General features: G+C 42.3%; 18 protein-coding genes. 9 read left to right on the top strand and 9 right to left on the bottom strand.

Going from position 1 to position 21,453, the window contains the following annotated elements:
* Position 1 precedes the first annotated feature (1 nt).
* From ACIQXR_RS06210 to msrB, 3 genes are all read left to right on the top strand, one after another.
* Positions 2-1,228, top strand: a complete 1,227-nt coding sequence (locus ACIQXR_RS06210) for a sensor histidine kinase (protein ID WP_402870064.1) — start codon at positions 2-4, stop codon at positions 1,226-1,228.
* 330 nt (positions 1,229-1,558) lie between these two features.
* Positions 1,559-2,737 (top strand): NupC/NupG family nucleoside CNT transporter, encoded by a 1,179-nt coding sequence (locus ACIQXR_RS06205; RefSeq protein WP_402870067.1) that lies wholly within the window; start codon positions 1,559-1,561, stop codon positions 2,735-2,737.
* 156 nt (positions 2,738-2,893) lie between these two features.
* Entirely contained in the window at positions 2,894-3,853 is a 960-nt protein-coding gene (msrB, locus tag ACIQXR_RS06200) for a peptide-methionine (R)-S-oxide reductase MsrB (protein ID WP_402870070.1), read from the top strand.
* Between the two features lie 78 nt (positions 3,854-3,931).
* Here msrB and ACIQXR_RS06195 read toward each other — a convergent pair whose 3' ends face one another.
* From ACIQXR_RS06195 to ACIQXR_RS06180, 4 genes are all read right to left on the bottom strand, one after another.
* Positions 3,932-5,584 carry a glutamine--tRNA ligase/YqeY domain fusion protein gene (locus tag ACIQXR_RS06195; RefSeq protein ID WP_402870072.1) on the bottom strand — a complete coding sequence of 551 codons (1,653 nt, stop codon included), beginning with the start codon at positions 5,582-5,584 and terminating at the stop codon, positions 3,932-3,934.
* 259 nt (positions 5,585-5,843) lie between these two features.
* A complete protein-coding gene (locus tag ACIQXR_RS06190) occupies positions 5,844-6,584 on the bottom strand; it encodes an amino acid ABC transporter ATP-binding protein (RefSeq protein WP_402870075.1) in 741 nt (246 codons plus the stop codon).
* 12 nt (positions 6,585-6,596) lie between these two features.
* The gene (locus ACIQXR_RS06185) at positions 6,597-7,262 is read right to left on the bottom strand and encodes an amino acid ABC transporter permease (RefSeq protein ID WP_402870078.1); all 666 of its coding nucleotides are present in this window, start codon (positions 7,260-7,262) and stop codon (positions 6,597-6,599) included.
* A gap of 26 nt (positions 7,263-7,288) precedes the next feature.
* Positions 7,289-8,068 carry a transporter substrate-binding domain-containing protein gene (locus ACIQXR_RS06180; protein ID WP_402870080.1) on the bottom strand — a complete coding sequence of 260 codons (780 nt, stop codon included), beginning with the start codon at positions 8,066-8,068 and terminating at the stop codon, positions 7,289-7,291.
* A gap of 492 nt (positions 8,069-8,560) precedes the next feature.
* Between ACIQXR_RS06180 and purU the strand changes: the two genes are divergently transcribed.
* On the top strand, positions 8,561-9,463 hold the full coding sequence (gene purU / locus ACIQXR_RS06175) for a formyltetrahydrofolate deformylase (protein WP_402870082.1): 903 nt from the start codon (positions 8,561-8,563) through the stop codon (positions 9,461-9,463).
* Between the two features lie 65 nt (positions 9,464-9,528).
* Here purU and ACIQXR_RS06170 read toward each other — a convergent pair whose 3' ends face one another.
* From ACIQXR_RS06170 to ACIQXR_RS06160, 3 genes are all read right to left on the bottom strand, one after another.
* Complete coding sequence (locus ACIQXR_RS06170; RefSeq protein WP_402870085.1) at positions 9,529-10,185, bottom strand: SIMPL domain-containing protein; 657 nt, start codon at positions 10,183-10,185, stop codon at positions 9,529-9,531.
* Between the two features lie 135 nt (positions 10,186-10,320).
* Positions 10,321-10,515, bottom strand: a complete 195-nt coding sequence (locus ACIQXR_RS06165) for a YwbE family protein (RefSeq protein WP_057914066.1) — start codon at positions 10,513-10,515, stop codon at positions 10,321-10,323.
* Between the two features lie 112 nt (positions 10,516-10,627).
* Positions 10,628-12,148, bottom strand: coding sequence for an FAD-dependent oxidoreductase (locus ACIQXR_RS06160; protein WP_402870087.1), 1,521 nt, complete (start codon positions 12,146-12,148; stop codon positions 10,628-10,630).
* A gap of 360 nt (positions 12,149-12,508) precedes the next feature.
* Between ACIQXR_RS06160 and ACIQXR_RS06155 the strand changes: the two genes are divergently transcribed.
* On the top strand, positions 12,509-13,702 hold the full coding sequence (locus tag ACIQXR_RS06155; protein ID WP_402870090.1) for an Alp7A family actin-like protein: 1,194 nt from the start codon (positions 12,509-12,511) through the stop codon (positions 13,700-13,702).
* Between the two features lie 8 nt (positions 13,703-13,710).
* Complete coding sequence (locus ACIQXR_RS06150; RefSeq protein ID WP_402870092.1) at positions 13,711-14,259, top strand: hypothetical protein; 549 nt, start codon at positions 13,711-13,713, stop codon at positions 14,257-14,259.
* Between the two features lie 117 nt (positions 14,260-14,376).
* Here ACIQXR_RS06150 and ACIQXR_RS06145 read toward each other — a convergent pair whose 3' ends face one another.
* Complete coding sequence (locus tag ACIQXR_RS06145) at positions 14,377-15,669, bottom strand: NCS2 family permease (protein ID WP_402870094.1); 1,293 nt, start codon at positions 15,667-15,669, stop codon at positions 14,377-14,379.
* A gap of 306 nt (positions 15,670-15,975) precedes the next feature.
* Here ACIQXR_RS06145 and ACIQXR_RS06140 point away from each other — a divergent pair, with 306 nt between their 5' ends.
* Genes ACIQXR_RS06140 through ACIQXR_RS06130 form a run of 3 tightly spaced genes read left to right on the top strand, consistent with a single transcriptional unit; the run spans position 15,976 to position 19,643 of the window.
* Positions 15,976-17,487: a DEAD/DEAH box helicase gene (locus tag ACIQXR_RS06140; RefSeq protein ID WP_403079741.1), complete on the top strand. Its 1,512-nt coding sequence runs from the start codon at positions 15,976-15,978 to the stop codon at positions 17,485-17,487.
* 14 nt (positions 17,488-17,501) lie between these two features.
* Positions 17,502-18,410, top strand: a complete 909-nt coding sequence (locus ACIQXR_RS06135) for a phosphotransferase (protein ID WP_403079739.1) — start codon at positions 17,502-17,504, stop codon at positions 18,408-18,410.
* A 33-nt stretch (positions 18,411-18,443) separates the two neighbouring features.
* Entirely contained in the window at positions 18,444-19,643 is a 1,200-nt protein-coding gene (locus ACIQXR_RS06130; RefSeq protein ID WP_403079738.1) for a class I SAM-dependent methyltransferase, read from the top strand.
* Positions 19,644-19,722: 79 nt separating this feature from the next.
* Here the strand turns inward: ACIQXR_RS06130 and abc-f are convergent, their stop codons facing one another.
* A complete protein-coding gene (abc-f, locus tag ACIQXR_RS06125) occupies positions 19,723-21,273 on the bottom strand; it encodes a ribosomal protection-like ABC-F family protein (protein WP_402870105.1) in 1,551 nt (516 codons plus the stop codon).
* Positions 21,274-21,453 lie beyond the last annotated feature (180 nt).

Here is a 21,453-nt window from a genome sequence, read left to right as displayed (position 1 = left end):
CATGTTTCAAAAAACGAGGCTTCAGTTGACATTATTGAATTCAATCGTCTTCATAGTTCTTATTGCGATATTAAGCAGAACAATTTATTTCTATACGGAAAATCAGATTTATAAAGAAGTGAATGACTCCTTACGTGAGCAAAGGATTGGGGGAATGCCGGGGGGAATTCGTCCCCCAGGTGAATTTCAGTTAGGCCCAGGTCCGAGTGTGATCGTTTGGGGTCCGAATGAAACAATCATTGAGCCAAGGTTGAACGAAAACAGTTTCTTCAAGGTCAATGAACCAGAGTTTTTCCCGAAAACGTTTGATGAGATTGAAGAAATTTCTGTCGATGGTGCTACATACCGGGCGGTTTCCACACAGGTAGAAACAGAATACGGAAAAATGACGTGGCAATTCATTCGGAATGTAGATTCGGAAAAAGCTATGCTCAATCGCTTATTGCTCATATTGCTCATGGGTGGAGGGATCGGAAGCCTTTTGGCCATTGGAGCTGGGTACCTTTTAGCAGGGAGGGCCCTCATCCCGATAAAAAAATCATGGGAGCAACAGCAGCAGTTCGTTTCCGATGCTTCCCATGAAATCAGGACACCTCTTGCTGTCATTCAATCGAAAGCTGATTTGTTGTTTCAATCACCTTCCGCGACAATCGAGGAAAAAGCGGTTGATATATCGATCATTTCCAAAGAAGTGCGACGTTTGAAAAAGTTAGTTACAAACCTTTTAACCTTGACTCGAACGGATTCCAATCAAGTGGAGGTTACAAAAGGAAAGTTTTTCTTAGATGAAGTCATTAGCGAAGTTGTTGAACAGTATATTGATATAGCTTCTTTTCAGAATAAAACAATGGTTAGCTTAGTACCGGAGCAGGTTGAGTTTTTTGGTGACAAAGAAAGAATTCATCAATTATTGGTGATATTAGTGGATAATGCATTGAAGTTTACGGAAAAAGGCGGGAAGATTTCGATAACCTGCGTCAAGAGCGCTTCGTCCATCATTCTATCTGTAGAAGATGATGGGAAGGGGATTCCTCAAGAGGAACTATCGAAAATCTTTGATCGATTTTATCAAGTGGAACAATCCCGTTCCTTAAACGAAGGGTCAGGGCTTGGTCTCTCTATTGCCAAGTGGATTGTCCAAATGCATCAAGGGATTATTAAAGTGACGAGTGAAGAGAGAAAACGCACGCGTTTCGAAATTACCTTTCCCAAAAAACCAAAGATATAAATAAAAAGATAGGCTCTAATTTCCCCTTTTATCTTAAGGGAAAGTTAAGGGTCTTTTTTAACCCTAAGTTTTTTTTGATCGTTGCTGTTTCGTTAGATGTGGATATAGAGAAACCAGTTGGGGAAACTTTTAATAAAATGGGTTTGTCAGTTACCAAATATTGTATTGTGCTTATAGAAAAAAATTAATTGCACTACAAAAAATATTAGTATAGTATATAAAATTGAAGAGGTACGGACAAGGTATTTTGGCTAAAAGAGAAAACGCTTGCATAATTCTTTTAAGGTACCAGTTAAAATAAATTAAATTCACCTAAGTGGAGGCCGCATAATGAAATTTCTGATAGCAATTTTAGGGCTGATCGTCGTTTTTGGACTTGCTGTATTAGTGAGCAGTGACCGTAAGAAAATCAAAGTTAAACCAATCATCATAATGATCCTGATTCAGCTTATCTTGACGTATATATTATTAAATACGAAGTTTGGTCTTGTCATCATCAATGCTATTGCTGACGCATTTGGAATGCTTTTGAAATGGGCCAATGAAGGGGTAACATTCGTCTTCGGCGGAATCGTCAATGAAGGCGCATCACCGTTCTTTTTAAATGTTCTTCTTCCGATTGTCTTTATATCCGCCTTAATTGGTATTTTACAGTATTTAAGAATCCTTCCATTCATTATGAAGTGGATTGGTTTACTAATCAGTAAAATAAATGGGATGGGTAAGCTTGAATCCTATAATGCGGTTGCTTCGGCTATCGTTGGTCAATCAGAAGTATTCATTACTTTGAAGAAACAGCTGGGTGCCATACCGCCTTCACGTATGTACACGCTTTGTGCATCGGCCATGTCCACTGTATCCATGTCGATTGTAGGAGCTTACATGACTATGGTTGAGCCAAGGTATGTGGTGACAGCCATTGTTATTAACATGTTTGGTGGATTTATTATCGCTTCTATCATCAATCCATATACAGTTTCCGAGGAAGAAGATATTCTCGCTGTTGAAGAAGGGGCAGAAAAGCAATCCTTCTTCGAGATGCTCGGAGAATATATCATGGATGGATTCAAAGTGGCGATAACTGTTGCTGCCATGTTAATTGGTTTTGTCGCATTAATCGCTGGTATAAACAGCTTATTCGACTTGATTCTAGGTATTAGCTTCCAAGAAATCCTAGGATATATCTTTGCTCCATTTGCCTTCATCATGGGTGTTCCGGCATCTGAAATTGTATCTGCTGGTGGAATCATGGCCACTAAATTAGTGACGAATGAATTCGTTGCCATGTTGAGCTTAGCGGATGCTGGATTCAGTGAGAGAACTTTAGGTATTGTATCGGTGTTCTTGGTATCTTTTGCAAACTTCTCATCAATCGGGATTATCGCTGGTGCAGTTAAAGGACTAAATGAAAAGCAAGGGAACGTTGTGGCACGATTTGGCTTGAAGTTACTTTATGGTGCGACGCTTGTCAGCATTCTATCAGCCATCATTGTAAGTGTCATCCTTTAATGGATTCCATGGCAATAATTAATTAATGATCATGTAAGGCACTTAGGTTGATTCCTAAGTGCCTCTTTTTATAGAATGGCATGAAATGAAAGAGTTAGTTTGTTGTTTGGGTATGTAATAATATAACAAAGTAAATAGTAGGAAAGGGTGCCATGTGTGACAGTGAATGATAGAGAGATCGCGACCTTTGCAGGGGGATGCTTTTGGTGTATGGTAGCTCCCTTTGATGAAATGGATGGAATGATTGAAGTGACTTCGGGTTATACGGGCGGGAAGGTTCCCAACCCCCGTTACAAGCAGGTGATTTCAGGTCAGACCGATCATGTAGAAGCGGTTCAGCTTGTGTTTGATCCTCGCCTCATTTCTTATAAAGATTTACTTCGGATATTCTGGCAGCAGATTGACCCTACCGATGTTGGTGGACAATTTTCTGATAGGGGTAATCAATATAAATCTGCGATATTTTATCATAATGATCGTCAACGATTAGAAGCCGAGGAGTCCAAGAAAGAATTAATGGAGAATAATCTGTTCGATGACCCCATCGTAACGGATATTTTACCGGCCATGGAGTTTCATCCTGCCGAGGAATATCACCAGGATTTCCATAAAAAGAATCAATTTAGGTACGCCTTGTATCGTAAGGGTTCAGGCCGCGATGCTTTCTTAAAAGAAAACTGGCCTAAGGATCAATCCCACCTTAAGGAAATCTTGACTGAGAGGCAATTTTTCGTTACACAGGAAAATGGGACAGAGCCACCTTTTGACAATGAGTACTGGGATCATTTTAAAGAAGGCATCTATGTGGATGTCGTTTCTGGAGAGCCCCTATTCAGCTCCAGGAATAAGTATGATAGTGGATGTGGATGGCCAAGCTTTACAAAGCCGATCATGTCTGCCAGTGTTCATGAAAAGATTGACGTAAGCTATCGATCTACCCGTACTGAGGTGCGGAGCAGGGAAGGCGATTCCCATCTAGGACATGTGTTTTCAGATGGTCCTGCCCCCAAGGGAACTCGTTATTGCATCAATTCGGCTGCACTTCGGTTCATCCCTAGAAATGAAATGGAAGAGGAAGGTTACGGAGACCTATTATTGCTATTTCAGATGAAGTGATGCAAGATGAATCAAAAGGCACATAGCATATGAAAAGGACCAAACTCCATTATGGAATTTGGTCCTTTTCATTAGTTTTTATAATTTAAATGAACTCTTCAAGCTAACGATTTGATTGAAGACGAGCTGATCGGATGACGTAAGTTTAGGATCGACATTGTAATAGCCATGTCTGAAAAACTGGAATTTATCCTGTGGCTTGACGTCTTTCATATTAGGCTCAACAAATCCTTGTAAGACTTCTATGGAATCAGGGTTAACCCGCTCTAAAAATGATTTTTCTTCTTCTTCATTTTGCTCATTATCCAAGATTAAAGGTTGGAAGTTACGGAATTCTGCTGAAATAGCTTGTGTAGCTTCGACCCAGTGAAGTGTCCCTTTCACCTTACGGCCGGTGAAACCAGATCCGCTCTTTGTTTCAACATCATATGTGCAATGAAGCTCAATGACATTTCCAGCCTCATCTTTTATCACGTCTTCGCATTTAATGAAATAAGCGTGTTTCAAACGGACTTCATTACCCGGGAAAAGACGGAAGTACTTTTTCGGTGGATTCTCCATGAAATCATCTTGCTCGATGTATATTTCACGTGAAAATGGAATTTGTCGAGTACCCATCTCAGGTACTTCGGGATTGATTTCAGCTTCAAGCATTTCAACTTCACCTTCTGGATAGTTGGTGATGACGACTTTAAGTGGCTTTAAAACACCCATGGTACGTGGAGCCTTCAGCTTCAAATCCTCACGGACAAAGTGATCAAGCATTTGGGAATCGACGACACCACTTGTTTTAGCAACACCTATTTCCTGGCAGAAAGCACGAATCGCTTCCGGTGTATATCCCCGTCTCCGTAAACCGGAGATGGTAGGCATACGTGGATCATCCCAGCCGTCGACAAATTTCTCATCGACAAGCTGTTTCAATTTACGCTTGCTCATCACCGTATTCGTCAGGTTTAAACGGCCAAATTCATATTGTTGTGGTTTGCTTTCCATTTCACAATTATCAACGATCCAGTCATAAAGCGGACGTTGATCTTCAAACTCCAACGTACAGATGGAATGAGTGACGCCTTCAATGGCATCCTCAATTGGGTGAGCAAATGCATACATCGGATAGATGCACCATTTATCTCCTGTATTGTGGTGTTCCGTATGGGAAATACGGTAAATAACAGGATCCCGCAGGTTAATATTTGGCGAGCTCATATCGATTTTTGCACGCAATACCTTTTGGCCATTCTCAAATTCGCCGTTACGCATCTTTTCAAATAGCTCAAGGTTTTCCTCAACCGTTCTATTGCGGTAAGGGCTATCTTTTCCAGGTTCCGTTAATGTTCCACGATATTCACGGATTTGGTCTGCGTTTAGGTCATCCACATAGGCTAGACCTTTAGTGATAAGCAATACAGCCTTTTGATACATCTTATCAAAGTAATCGGAAGCAAAGAAAAGGTTATCCCAGTCATAACCAAGCCATTTAACATCTTCCTTGATGGAATTGACATACTCAATATCTTCCTTCAATGGATTCGTGTCATCGAAACGCAGGTTCGTTTTCCCATTGAATTCATCAGCCACACCAAAATTCAGTATGATGGATTTTGCGTGCCCGATGTGTAAGTAACCATTTGGCTCAGGAGGGAAACGGGTGACGATATGATTATGTTTTCCGGACTCTAGATCATCGTTTATAATATTTTTAATAAAATTTGAAGAGTTATGTTCCAACAGAATTCGACCTCTTTCATTTATATACTTCTTTTAATTTTACCTGTATATATACCATAAATACAGACATTTTTCCATGTTCGAGCCGGAATGGGGGGAGTGAGGATATATTCTGAAACAATTCATCTAGTATTTAGTTTGCACATTTGGGAAGAATATATCCCTGAAACTTTGGTGGCAACTGATAAATCTATATAACTAGTATTGTTCAGAAAAGAAGCAATGCAGAGTTTCTCTGCATTGCTTCGGATGGTGTCATTTAAAATACAGTCGTTTGTAAAAATTCCTTCGTCCGTTCTTCTTTTGGATTGGAGAAAAATTCCGTAGGTGGGCCGCTTTCTATCACACGTCCGTTGTGCATGAAGACAATCCAGTCTCCTACTTCACGGGCAAAGCTCATCTCATGGGTCACGACGACCATTGTCATGCCTTCAATGGCCAGTTCCTTCATTGTCGCTAACACTTCACCGACAAGTTCCGGGTCGAGAGCGGAAGTGGGTTCGTCAAAGAGTAGGATATCCGGTTTCATGGCTAGGGCCCGAGCTATGGCAACCCGTTGCTTTTGCCCACCCGATAGTTTGCTTGGGTAGACATCCGCTTTATCCGAGAGTCCCACTTTAACCAATAACTCTTTTGCTTCCTTAATGGCTTGGGCCTTAGGGACCTTCTTGACGTGAGTAGGTGCTTCTATAATATTCTCAAGCACTGTCATATGTGGGAAAAGGTAAAAATGCTGAAAAACCATGCCCACTTTTTCCCGAATCTTATTAATATCATGTTTTCCAGGCTGAATCTCTGTTCCCTCGATCAGGATCTGTCCACTGTCCTTTTTCTCTAAATAGTTCAAGCAACGGAGCAATGTACTTTTACCAGAGCCACTAGGGCCTATCAGGCAGACTACATCGCTATCCAGCACCTTCATATCGATATCCTTAAGCACATGAAGATCTCCATATGATTTATTCAAGTTTCTTATGCGAATCATTTCTTTTTGTTCCATGTTCATTTCCCCCTATCGATCGCTAATGGACAGTTTCTTTTCGAATGCATTGACGGCTATGGTTAAGATTGCTACAAGTATCAAGTAATAGACGGCTACAATCAGAAGGTAAGTCATTTCATCAAAGTTATTAGATCCTAACGTAGTGGCAACGTTAAAGAGCTCATTCATTGAGATGAATGCGGCTAATGAGGAATCCTTAAGGCCGATGATGAATTGATTGCCTAGTGGTGGCAGTGCACGGCGGAAAGCCTGTGGCAGGATGATTCTTCTTAGTGTGAGAGACTTGCTCATTCCTAGCGAGCGACCAGCTTCCACCTGTCCTTTGTCGATGGATTGAATCGTTCCACGAAGTATTTCCGAAATATAAGCACCGTTATGGAAGGCGAGTGCAAGAGATGCTGCCCAAAAATCAGGAAGCAGGAAGATGTTACTAATACCAAAGTAAAGGATGAATATTTGTACGATCAATGGTGTACCCCGGACTAGGAATACATAAGCATCTGAAATCCATGCGAGGATCTTAATATTAGAAATTTTTAAGAGTGCAAAAAGTAATCCGATGACGGTCCCCACTAAAATGGATACGACAGTAAGCTCCAAGGTGAGGAGCATGGCTCGGATGAACACATCCGAAGAGCTAAATAATGTATCAAAGAAATGTGAAAAACTTGGCAATGGAACAACTCCCTTTCTATCTATCTTTATTCAGGTTTGGTCGTGATATCTTCACCAAAGTACTTTTTGCTGATTTCAGCAAGCGTTCCGTCTTCACGGAGATTGTCGAGTGCTGCATTGACACGTGCGAGCAACTCAGGGTTATCTTGTGGCAGTACAATCGCCTGCTCACTCCGTTCAATCAATTGTCGTCCTTCAATTTCAAAGCCTTCTTTCACGGCTTCTTTTCCGGTGACAAAATCCGTTATGACAGCATCATGACGCCCTCCGCTCAATGCTTTAAGGGCCGTGATGTCGCTATCATAGGTTTTTACATTGGTTGTATATTCTTCAGCGGTGTTTGCGTATGTAGAACCTTTAGACGCGGCTACTTCTTTTCCTTTTAAATCCTCGATTGTCTCGATATCACTATCAGGGCGCACAAAGATTTGAGGACCAGAGTAGTAATAGGGAGTAGAGAAGGAAACGTGTTTACTACGCTGTTCATTGATGGTATGACTGGCAACAGCTGCATCTGCCCGACCAGTCTTGACCCCTTCAACAATTCCTTTGAATTTTATTCGCTTAGGAACTGCTTCAAGTCCTAATTCTTTGGCAATGGCCGTTCCCACCTCGACATCAAATCCAGTTACAGTCATGTCATCATTGACATAGCTGAATGGTTTGAATTCACCTGAGGAAGCGAAGATGAACTGATCCTCATTAATCAGCTTACTACCATCTTCAAGCTGATCCTTCTCAGCACAGCCGGACATGAGACCAAGAATGACCAATAATGCAAGAATGAATTTTACTGATAATTTCATGATTATTTCTAATCCCCCTTTTAGGTACTGATAAAGTGTTTTATACCCAACATGTCTTCTGTCATAACCTCCAATTTTGGGAAGAACGTCCCAAAATGTCCAAATATCAAAAAAAATCGTCCTTAATCAGCCGATTCTTGTCTTTTAATCTCTTTTACTATGCAATTCTTAGAGGTTCTAGGACTTTGCATTTACTTCTTCTCCCGTTATGTTCAAGCCACTGGATAGCTGGGTGTCTATCAAGTCATTGAAAATCCAATCGAAAAAAATCCCCCTTATTAAAACGGTACGCAAGTGGAAACCACCGAAGAAATAATAAAAAAGCCGGTATACGGGGATGTATTACCTTCCAATCCGGAGTGGGTGTTGAAAGCAGTACAGGTTTCAGACAAGGATTATCGTGCTTATTAATCGGGGAGTAATGGACTGACTTTAACATTGCTGACGAAATAAAGTATAATAGAGCCAAAAAGACGAAGGGCAGTTGGGATAATGGTGAACAACTTTGTGCAAGAGCAATTACAGGCATACCGTGAAAAAAATGAAGATAGAGGACGTTTGATAATAAAATGTCCGGATCAACCAGGCATAGTCGCAACGGTAACGGCTTTTTTAAAAGAATATGAAGCGAATATTGTTGAATTGAGTCAGTATTCCATGAATCCAAATGGCGGGACTTTTTTTACTAGAATTGAATTTGATTGCCCCAACTTAAAAGCGAAATCAGGAGACATGGAAAAAGATTTTCAAGAAATTTCAGAAAAGTTTTCCATGCAATGGACGTTCAATTACGTTAGTGATTTAAAGAGGACGGCGATTTTCGTTTCGAAAGAACCACATTGTCTACTTGAGTTGTTATGGGAGTGGCAAAGCGGCAATCTACTAGCAGATATAGCGATGGTCATCAGTAATCATGAAGATACTAGGGAAATTGTCGAATCCATGAATATTCCTTTTTATTATATTCCGGCAAATAAAGAGATTCGTAAAGAAGTGGAAGCGCAGCAGCTTAAATTGCTGGAGGACTTTAAAATTGATTTAATCGTATTGGCTCGATATATGCAGATTTTGACACCCGATTTCGTGGCAGCCCATCCGAATAAAATCATCAACATCCATCATTCATTCCTACCTGCATTCATAGGGGCTCGACCTTATGAACGCGCATATACCCGCGGTGTTAAGTTGATAGGGGCAACATCCCACTATGTGACAAATGATTTAGATGAAGGTCCCATCATCGAGCAGGACATAGAACGTGTCGATCACCGTGACTCTGCAGAAGAGATGAAGAAAATTGGTCGTTCTGCAGAACGCAGGGTACTTGCTCATGCTGTGAAGTGGCATTTGGAAGACCGCGTTCTTGTTCATGAAAACAAAACGGTCGTCTTTTAAAAACAAAAACCCTCTATTGGCAAGTAGCCTTGCCAATAGAGGGTTTTACTTTGGAAACCGGCAACTTAGTAAGTATATTCCACTCTTACTGTAGCGGTAATGTTCAATTCACCAGGTTGGATGGGGGTAGTGGCTGCTTTGGTGTAGGAACTGGTTTGGAAAAGAACAGGAGGAGTTGTTTCCGACATTTCTTCAACGAGAGTGGGAATGGGGTTCAAGGTAACTCCTATCGTTCTCGCCATGGAGAGTGCTTTTTCATAAGCATTCTTTAAAGCTAGTGAAAGGGCTTGATTGTAATAGACCTCTGGAGTGGACAAGGAAAAACGGATACTGGAGATGGAATTGGCCCCATTGCTGACAGCCGTGTCAATTATGATGCCAATGGCCTCAATCTCAGTTGTTTGGACTTGGATTATATAATGGACCTTATAATTTTTAAACAGTTCTTTTCCACCAACATAATCATATTGCGGGTCAATCCTGTATTCACTCGTTTTCAATTGATCTTCGGAAATGCCAATGGACTTCAGTCCAGCAATGACTCGTGCAATGCTTTGTGAATTGGCTTGTTGAGCCTTCTGGGGGTCCTCATCCTCTGTTATGACCCCCAGGGTAATGGTCGCCTGATCAGGGGCAGCCTGAAGCGTCTCAGAGCCGGATACCTTTAAAGCGTGAGGGTTATCAAGATAATTTCGATTGGGACTGCTAAATTCCTGATTCATAAGACACCAACCTTTTATAAAAGTGAGTTTATCCTATTGTACGGGACCGTAAGGGAAAACATGCTCCCTTTTGTTGAAGGATTGATCGAAAGAATAAGGATATAAAAAAACACTCGGTTTCAAACCGAGTGCATGTTATTTATGAATGACCTGGACCCTGCCAACTTGGCCGTCTGTCAACCGTACTTTTATTCCATGTGGGTGACTGCTAGAGTTTGTTAAGATGTCCTTTACTGTACCACTTGTTAGTTTTCCGCTTCGTTGATCTGCTTTCAGTACAATGTCTACAGAGGTTCCTGGAGTGATATCTTTTCGGTTTTTACCGTTCATTTTACTTCAATCCCTTTTAGAGGTATTTGCAAGTTACTGCAGTCCCTTCAGTATAAGGAAAACAGTTGTTATAGTCGAGAATAATAGGGCAATGTACGCTAGGTATCCGTTATTACCGAATTTTCTTGAGGGGCTCGACTGCAGGACCTTCCATAACTTCTCCAGTAATAGAGTAACGTGAGCCATGGCACGGACAATCCCAAGTCCTATCCCCACTGTTCCACGCGACTTCACATCCCATATGGGTACATGTCGAGTCCACGATGAATAGTTGACCTTCTTTATCTCGGTAACACCCAGCCTTTTCCCCATTCACTTTGACAATGGCCCCTTCATCCAATCCTAGGTCGTCTGGCTTTTTATGAAGGATGGAAAGCTTGCCCTGAATCATATGCTTCGCGACATCCGCATTATCTTTCACCATGTTTTTCATTCCATCTAATCTGGCGGGATCATACAAGTCCGCATATCGGTTATCCTTTTGTAAAATGCGGTCAGTCAAGATTTTTGCGGCAATGGTTCCATTTGTCATGCCCCATTTTGCATAACCGGTTGCAATGAGCACCCGGGGATGATTGGGGGTTGCCGGACCAACGAATGGCAGGTCATCAGGCGTCACGATATCCTGAGCCGACCAACGGTAAGGGATGTCCTCCACTTTGAAATAGTGGGAGCTAAAATCCTGTAAAGCCTCATAATGGTTTATTGTGGATATACCTTGCCCGGTTTTATGCCCTTCTCCGCTTACAAGAATCAGCTTTTCCCCATTGTCGTTTTCCGTATAGCGAAGGGAACGCGAAGGGCTATCCGCGCTGTAAAACATGCCTCCCGGATATTCCTGTTTCATCCTAATGCCAAGGACATAGGATCTTTTTACATGGACCCGTGCAAAGTATAAACCCATCTCATCATTAAAAGGAAAATGAGAAGCGACGATGACATGGTTGCATTTAATTTTATGACCATCCTCAGTCAGAACGGTCGGATTCTCTCCATCTTCAATCTTCATGGCTGTCGTATGTTCAAAGATTTTCCCGCCACCATCCAGAATGGGGGAGGTAAGTCCCAGTAAATATTTCAATGGATGGAACTGTGCCTGGTCCTTCATGATTACCGCGGCTTTGCATGGAATGGAGAAGGGTATAGTGTCGGTATAATCACCGGGAATACCGAGTTTACGATAGGCCCTCAATTCTTTTTGAATCTTACTAACATATTCTTCAGTATTTGCATACACATAAGCATCTTGTTTAGATAAATTACATTCTATAGAATGTTCCTCGACCAATTCCTTGATTAAATTCATTGCTTCAGTATTTGCTTCATAGTATAGTTTTGCCTTTTCCTCGCCATGCGCTGCAATTAGCTTGTCATAAACCAGTCCATGCTGGGCGGTAATCTTGGCTGTTGTATGTCCTGTGGTTCCGTTTAGGATCTCGCTCGCCTCAATGAGTGTGACTTGAACTCCTTGCTTGGCTAATAGATAAGCGGAAGTTATGCCTGTGATCCCGCCCCCAACAATCAAGACATCTGTTTTAATATCTTCTTCTACCTTGGGGAATGAAGGAAAAGTCAATGTACTTCTCCAGAAGGGTTCAGGATACTGTGGGAGTTCTGTATTTTTTTCAGTCATTTTTAAATTCCTCCAGACGTTTAGGAATGGTTTCCGTTTATTACCATTCCCTTTCACCTAGCTTTTTATCCTCTTTTTGGTAGATGGATGTTATAAAAAGGAAATGGTTTGCATTGTATACAAAAATGTATACATGTAAACAAAATAAGATAGTTTGTAAACAATATAGTAAACATGTTTACAAACACGTATACATGGCTATATACAAGGTGTGTACACACTTGTTACTAATGTATACAAAATGAATACATATTTTAGGAAAAGGTATATCTATCGAATCATTGACTATTATGGTATTTTTTTCTATTCTTATTAAAGTACACTGTCTGGCATTTTTTTAAAAAAAGGGGATGTTTTAAGATGAGTTCTAGAATCGCAGCAGTAGATGTAGGTAATGATGCTATCAAAGCTATTTTTGGAAAACTAGAGTCTGAACTATATATACCGAATGTCATTGCAAAAGATATTGAGGACCGGCCGGTCATCGGGATAGAGGAACTGGATGAGAATAACCCATTGGATGGAATTCATATAAGAGTTCACTCACCAGCACTTCAAGATAATAATGCTATTTACCGTGTTGGGAATTTAGCGACAAAAAGTGATAACCCTACAGAATTGGATTTAGGCAGCAGTAAATCGGAAGAAGACCAAACGTTGATCATGCTTTTTGCGGCACTGGCATTGGATGCGGCTAAACAGGGGAACAATGATCGCTTCAAAAAGGTTAATAATGTCGTCGAAGCGAACTATACGTTGGGTACGGGCCTTCCGCTCCGTGAAGTGAAGGAAGGGAAAGATGTCGGATATCGCTCGAAATTAGTGGGTTCGGTTCACCAAGTGGAATTTTTAATCACGCCTAAATATCAGGGATTGAAAGTGAATATTAAATTTGATGAAGTGAAGGTCTATCCTGAAGGGTTTGCAGCTTATATCAATCTAGTAATGGACAATGATTTGAACATCATTAACCGTGAGCTGATCGACAAAAGAATTCTTATTCAAGATATCGGCGGACTTTCGACAGATATCGCGGTCATTAAGAACCGTAAAGTGGATGATGATAAAGCACAAGGGTTTAACCTTGGTGTGGCTGAAGCACTCGAATCAATTCGTGAGGAAATCAGGAAGAAACATGGTGTCGAATTGGACAGCAGACGTGACGTGGTGGAGATTATCACGAAAAAAAACGACCGGAACCATATAATGGTCCGTGGAAGTCGGACAAGTGTGCATGATATTGTCGACCGCATTTTAGGGGAGCTTGCAAAAAAACAATATCGTCATCTTCGCAACGTTTGGAAAAAGAATTCACAGACGGAGATTTGCTACTTCGTAGGTGGGGGTTCAATTGTACTGAAGGATTACTTGAAAACACTCAATCAAAACTTTGATGGGTACAATATCGACTTTTTTGAAGATGAAAGAGAAAGCGTTTGGATGATGGCCAACGCCTATTACAAGCTGATTTCCGACTTTAAACGCCGGAATTCAAAGGAAGAGCAACAATCTCAACATAAGAAGAAAGAACAACGTACAGGTTCAGTTAAATAGGTGAGAAAATGAAAAAAACAGCTTCTTCTGAAATCAAAAGAGGACAGGCCATCACTTTTCGTATCCCTTCAGATGTATCCGATTATACGTTAAGGCAGCTGCAGAAATTAAAGGAAACGGAAAGAAGAAATTTTTCCAGTAAAATTGCTGAGTATGTTCTTGATGGCGTTGGGCAATCCTCTCATCAGGAACGGGAGATGGTTGCCTTGCCCATGCCGAATAAGCTTAGTAAATCTCAGCGTGACTGGCTAAAGCATTCCCACTCAGAAGCAATGCTTGGAACGATTTTGTACCATCTTTTATCCGATCCTTTACGGGCTACGGCCTTGTTGGCCTCACTAAACAGCAATGGAATCAATGAGGATGTCTATGTAAAGGAAGAGGAAGAATTGGTGGAGAGGAGTTTGGAAGAAGAACCGAAGGAATTACCCGAAATGGATCTGGATGATTTTGATTGGAGTTTCGATGAGACTTCAGAACAGTCAGAGCAACCGGAACCAGAAGAGGAAAATCTGGATGATCTTCTTGGCGACTTTCTTGATCAAATGAATCAGTAAAAGAGGAAGGGTATCTGACAAAATGTTGGATATCCTTTTTTTTGATAGGATTCGAAGGGGGTTAAAGGCGAGGATAGGACATGAAAAGAGGAACCGTGATGTCACGGTTCCTCTCTTTTATGCTAAGAAAATGAGTTGGTAAAGAAAAAGAACGGCAAAGATGTATACTAACGGATGGACTTCTTTGAATTTCCCTCTTGCGATTTTTAGTATTGGATATGAGATGAATCCAAGTGCTATACCATTGGCGATACTTGAAGTAAGAGGCATCGTAACAATGACCAAAAAGGCTGGGAAAGATTCGTCGAAATGGGTCCATTCAATCTCATTGATGCTTTTGATCATCATGCTACCAACTATGATCAAGCTAGGTGCAGTGATGGCCGCAATATCTGATACTGCCCCGATAAGTGGGCTGAAGAAAGCAGTGACCAAGAAAAGAATGGCTACGACAAGAGCGGTTAACCCTGTTTTACCACCTGAACCTACACCGGCCGAGGACTCCACGGAGGCGGCAGTAGGGCTTGTACCGAACATGGCTCCGATTGTTGTCCCAACGGAATCCGCGAAGAAAGCACTTCCTGCTTTCTCCAACTTTCCGTCTTTCAATAACCCAGCTTGGCGCACAATCCCGATTAGGGCTCCGGTGGTGTCGAAAAGCATAACGAGAAGGATGGAAAACACTACACCATATAGGCCGTAGTTTACAACATCCGCAAAAGAAGTGATTGGATTAGCGACAATGATGCCCTCGGGTAACGATGGCACCGAAACAAAATGTTCAATTTTAAGTTGTCCAGTAAATAGGGCAATGATCGCTGTAATGATCATCCCGATGAAAATGGAACCCTGAATCTTACGGACCATTAAAATGATGGTTATTACCAAACCGATTAAGGTAAGTGCCACTCCTGGGTCTCTGAAGCTCCCTAGGGTCACCAGGTTCGATTCATGACTCGTTACGACCCCAGATAAACGAAGCCCGATAAAGGTGATGAATAGACCAATCCCGGCGCTGATAGCATGTTTCAGATTATTGGGGATCGCTTCAATCAGTTTAGACCGGAAAGAAGTAAGCGATAATATGACGAAGATAATCCCTGTAACAAAGACTGCCGAAAAGGCAACCGTGTACGAGATATCATGCGTGCCTAGGACAGAGTACGCGAAATAGGCATTCAATCCCATCGCAGGAGCAATGACAATCGGATAATTGGCTAGAAAAGCCATGAAAAGAGTACCGACTAAGGTAGCGATGATGGTTGCTGTAAAAGCCTGTTCAAAAGGAACACCAGCATCAGAAAGAATTTTGGGGTTTACAACGATGATATAAGCTAATGTTAAAAAGGTTGTAAGCCCTGCAAGGACTTCTGTCTTAATATTCGTTTTCCGTTCTTTTAATTTAAACATGCGGCCACTCCTTCTTTTTATATACAAAAACTCCTTGTACGGACATTTACAAGGAGGAGACGCCCACCTTTTTCCAGGCAAGTAGCTCAAATAGTATAGTTAGTCAGAAATTTAAAATCTTATAAATTATATTAGAAAAACATCTAAAGCACAATACCATGAAAAATTTTCTCTCAAAAATAGATAATGATATACTAACAAAGAACTTGGAGTAAAGGAAATTGCCTTAGTGTAGAATCAATAATAGACAATGGATGTAATGATGATTTAAATAAGATATCACAAATATAGAGAGTAGGCCGATACATGACAAATTTCATCGAGCTTGGCATAAGCCCAGAAATTAACACGATATTGAAGCAAACCGGCATAACCAGCCCAACCCCGATACAGGAAAAATCGATACCTGACATAATGGCGGGACGGGATGTCATCGCGAAAGCACAGACAGGAACAGGGAAGACATTGGCATTTTTGCTTCCAATATTAGAAAAAGTCGACCCAAAAGCTTCCCACGTTCAATCATTAATCGTCACACCGACTAGGGAGTTAGCGTTACAGATAACGGCTGAGCTGAAAAAGTTCGCCAATGAGATCGAGGAATTGCAAGTGCTAGCCGTGTATGGTGGACAAGATGTGGAGCAGCAAATGAAAAAGCTGACACGGAATATTTCTGTCGTGGTAGCTACACCGGGCCGATTATTAGACCATTTACGAAGGGGAACCATTGATTTATCCCAAACCGAAACGCTTGTTTTGGATGAAGCGGACCAAATGCTCCATATTGGATTTTTACCGGAAGTGGAAGAAATCATGGGACAATTGCCAGAGACAAGACAAACGTTGCTCTTTTCCGCGACGATGCCAGAACAAGTCCATCAGTTGGCGAAGCGTTATATGGATAGACCATTGACAGCTGCTGTTAAAGCTGAGCAAGTGACGGTCGAGCAGATCCGTCAACTTGTCATTGAAACGACGGATAGGGCCAAACAGTCCTCACTGATCAGCATCATAAAGGAAGAACAGCCATATCTGGCGATTGTTTTTTGCCGGACAAAGCGCCGTGTTTCTGTTTTGAACGATGCTTTAAAGGCGGCTGGTTTCAACTCGGATGAACTTCATGGGGATTTGTCGCAGGCAAAACGAGAGCGCGTCATGAAAAACTTCCGGGATGCGAAGCTTCAATATTTAGTGGCCACGGATGTTGCTGCGCGTGGGCTGGATGTTGAAGGCGTGACACATGTTTTTAACTACGATGTTCCTGAAGATGCCGAAAGCTATATCCATAGGATAGGACGTACAGGAAGGGCCGGTGAGCATGGATTAGCCGTAACCTTTATTGCTACGAAGGATCTTCAGCTTTTGAGTGATATTGAAAAAGGTATTTCCATGAAAATTGAACGGAGAAAGATCGAAGGGGTTAAGATGTTCCAGCCGGGCGAAGTCGAGAATAAACGGAAGCGTCATGACCGCGACTCATCTGAAGGGGAAGCGCGTCGTCCACGTTCGGGTGGTGGACGCCGTCATAGAGAAAGAATCGATACGCGAGGTCCGAACCGAGGAAGTCACCGCTCCGCTAATCAGGCCGACAATCGTGAGTTGAGTCTAGAGAATACACGTGAGGGCTTTGCAAACCGAGGTCCTAAACGCGAGAACACACGAGGAGATCAAAGGGATGAAAGTCGGGGACGTAGTCGCGACAATGTCCGAGGAGAACGACAAGGAGGGAGTCAAGGCAGAAGGGGGAATACCCATAGTCCGAATGGGAACCGTCGCAATGATTCAGGAGGTTCACCTAGCAGGGGCAGAAACCGATAAAGGGGGAAGGAGAATTGGACAAACCATGGTTGGCAGAATATCCAGTTTCCTTAGAACTTGCAAAGAATTTGATAAAGAAGCAGTTTCCCGATGTGGGCTTGGAAAAGGTGAGGCAAATCGGGGAAGGGTTTGACAATACGGTCATTCAGTTGAATGAGGAGTATGTATTCAGATTTCCCCGAAGACCCATTGCTGTTACCTTAATTCAAGTGGAAAACAAGCTTTTGCCTTCATTGGCCGGAAATCTTCCGCTAGCCATTCCTGAACCGGTCTTTTTTGGAGAGCCGAGCAGTAGTTATCCATATCCCTTTACTGGCTACAAAATGGTGAAGGGACACTTACCTGTGAAGGAAACCATGGAAAGTAAGATTTCCTCGGCAATAAAGTTTGCCCACTTCCTGAAAGTGCTTCACGGGTTTCCTGTGCCAACGGCGAAACAATTGGGTGTACAGCCTGATGGAATGCGGAGACTTGATGTTTCTTTCCGGCAGGACAGCCTTGATGAGCAACTCTTAGCATTAGTGGCACTAGGCTATTCTGAACAGGCCCATGCCGTTTCGATGTATTTGAAAGACCTGGATGCATCGTATGAAGGGACATGCGATACCCTTGTCCATGGTGATATTCATGTCCGGAACGTCTTGCTCGATGCCCAGGGTGTACTAATGGGCATCATTGACTGGGGGGACGTTCATATCGGGCATCCAGCTATCGATTTTTCTTTTTTATACAGCTACTTTCCAAAAGAGGCGAGACGGTCCTTTTTTGAAATCTATGGTGAAATTGAAACCGAAGTCAAAAACCTGGCAAGATTTAGGGCGATTTACATGCTCGTCAGGCTGCTTGTGTATGGAATCGATCGAGGTGACAAAGAACTGATCTCCCTCACGCGCACAGGTTTGTCGTTGGCTATGGAAGATTGATTCTACTGATTTTTACTGATCTAGGAGGTTCGCATGAACGGAAACTATTTACATACAATTACATGGATAGGGGAATTGCTTGAGGATGGAAACATTCCCTATCAATTTACGGGACCCTCCGCTTTATTTATACAAGGGGTTGAAATAAAGGATACTATAAATGTCTCGGTCGACGTGCAGTGGGATGTTTTTGATGAAACATTTTCCCTTTTCATAGATCATGCTCCTTCACAGCCCGAAAAGAATCCTGAAACAGCCTTTTTCCAGGTTGAAAAGGATGGAATACTGATTACGGTCCGCTGTTTATTCAATAGGACAATTAAAACGGACCCTTACCGATTACTCATACCAGTAGGGGAAACCGAGCTTTGGTGCCAATCCCTATACAGCTACCTTTACAATGCTGAAATGCAGAGTAATCGTGATGAAATCCATGCGTATCTATTATCGGCACAAAAGGGCTTTACAGCTGAAAATGAACAGGCCTGGAATCAAAATAATTATCTAGCCCTTGTGAACCGTTACGGAAAACCGGATGAATTGGCAGGGAAAATCAAGCACAACCCGCGATGGAGATTGCATCCATTTTATAAATATATGGGAGACATAGTGGGTCGGAAAGTCACACATTTAATGGGATCGAATGGGGTCAAGGCAGTCGCCATGGCGATGTTGGGAGCTGACGTTAAGGTCGTGGATTTCTCTCGGGAAAATGCTACTTTCGCGAACGAACTGGCTGAATCATCCGACGTCAGCATTGAATATATTGTCTCGGATGTGATGTCCTTGCCGCCCGAACATGCATTAGGAGATCAGGACTTGGTCTTGATGGAACTGGGTGTCCTTCACTACCTCATAGATCTGCAGCCATTATTCGAAACGGTAAAAAGGATGTTGAAGCCGGGGGGAAGATTCGTGCTGCATGAGTTCCATCCAATTTCGACGAAACTCATAACCTCTTCTGGCAAAAAACATAAGGTGACAGGCAATTATTTTGCTCCTGCCATTGAAAATAACGAGGTGGCTTTCTCCAAACATATGCCTGATGAAGATAAGCAAAGCCTTTCGAAAGTGGTCCAACGCAAATGGACCATGGGTGAACTCATAACGGCAGTCGGAGAATCCGGTTTGATCATCAAAGTCCTTGAAGAAGAACCAAACCACAAAATCCATGACATTGGGATACCTAAAACGTATACGTTAGTAGCTGAACGTAGTGGGGACATGCATTAATCATTGAGCATGACCAGTCCCGTTCAATAAAATAAAGAGGGTGCCCGCAATGTATGCGGCACCCTCTTTGATCGTTCATTTAGTTGTTGTTCGACCATTCTTCGACGTCCCATACTTTCGTGACCCAATCTTCGTAGAAATCGGGTTCATGGCAGACAATCAGAACCGTTCCTTTATATTCTTTCAATGCACGTTTCAATTCTTCCTTGGCCACCACGTCTAAATGGTTTGTTGGTTCATCGAACAGAAGCCAGTTGCTTTCTGTAAGCATCAACTTACATAAGCGGACCTTGGACTGTTCCCCACCACTTAAATGGGCCATCGGGCGAGTGATATGTTCATTTTTTAAGCCAACCCGCGCGAGGATAGCCCGTACTTGAGGTTGATCGAGATGAGGGAATGCGTTCCACACTTCATCGATCGGTGTCGTGTTGCCTGCTTGTACCTCTTGTTCAAAATAAGAAGGGAAGAGGAAATCACCAAGTGATCTTTTCCCGCTTAGTGGCTCGATTTTACCAAGAATCGTTTTTAACAGTGTGGATTTCCCCACTCCGTTACATCCCACAATGGCAATTTTCTCCCCGCGCTCTATGTTCATTGAAAGTTTTGGAAGTAATGGACGGTCATAGCCGATTTCAATATCTTCCCCTTCAAATACATATCGGCTGCTCGCACGTGACTCTTTGAAATCGAAAGTCGGTTTCATCGCCGTTTCCGGACGGTCGATACGTTCTATGCGATTCAATTGCTTCTCCCGACTTTTTGCCCGGCCAGAAGTTGAATAACGGGCTTTATTTTTTGCGATGAAGTCTTCCTGCTTTTTAATGAAATCCCGCTGTTTTTCGTATGCATTAATATGTTGGTTCTTATTCAGTTCAGCAAGTTCAAGGAATTTTTCGTATGTCGCCGTATAACGGGTCAATTTCGAGAATTCTAGATGGAAGATGACATCAACTACGCCGTTCATGAACTCGGTATCATGTGAAATCAATAGGAATGCGTTTGGATATTCCTTTAAGTAGCTGCTCAACCAACGGATATGCTCCACATCCAAGTAGTTTGTCGGCTCATCCAACAGTAGTACTTGGGGTTGTTCCAATAGTAGTTTCGCCAGCAATACTTTTGTCCGCTGTCCACCACTCAGAGCAGAAACGTCACGCTCAAGGCCAATCGCATCCAAGCCCAACCCACGTGCCGCATCTTCGATTTTCATATCTAAATTATAAAAATCCCCAGCTTCGAGTTTATCTTGGATTTCCCCCATTTGTTCCAAAAGTTCTTCAAGTTCCTCTGGTGTCGCTGAACCCATTTTCTCGGTCACTTCATTCAAAGCTTTTTCCTGCTCGAATAAAGGTAAGTAGGCATCTCTTAACACATCGCGTATCGTTTTGCCTTTAGTCAGGACGGTGTGCTGGTCAAGGTAGCCATATTCAACACCAGGTGTCCAATCAACTCGGCCTTCATCGTGAATCAGTTGCCCGGTAATAATGTTCATCATTGTTGATTTACCTACGCCGTTAGCGCCGACGAGGCCTACATGTTCCCCAGCCATCAATCGGAACGTAACATCTCTGAATAATGTCCGATCACCAAAGCTGTGTGCCAAATTATCTATAGAAAGTAAGCTCATTTATGTTGAACCTCCCAATTATTTTGAAAAAATCTCTACGTTTCATCATACTAAAATCTGTACTAGATTGCTATCTAATCTAGTAATTTACATATTGCGCATGAATTAGGTGGGGTCCACCGATAAATGGTTCACCAACTAGACGGTCTGCCTAAGTCACTTCGACATTAGTTGTTAGTC

Source organism: Peribacillus sp. NPDC097224 (assembly GCF_044761985.1).
In the GTDB taxonomy this organism is placed as follows: Bacteria; Bacillota; Bacilli; order Bacillales; family DSM-1321; genus Peribacillus.
Note: the sequence above shows the minus strand (reverse complement) of the source record. Positions and strands in the feature narration are given on the sequence as shown.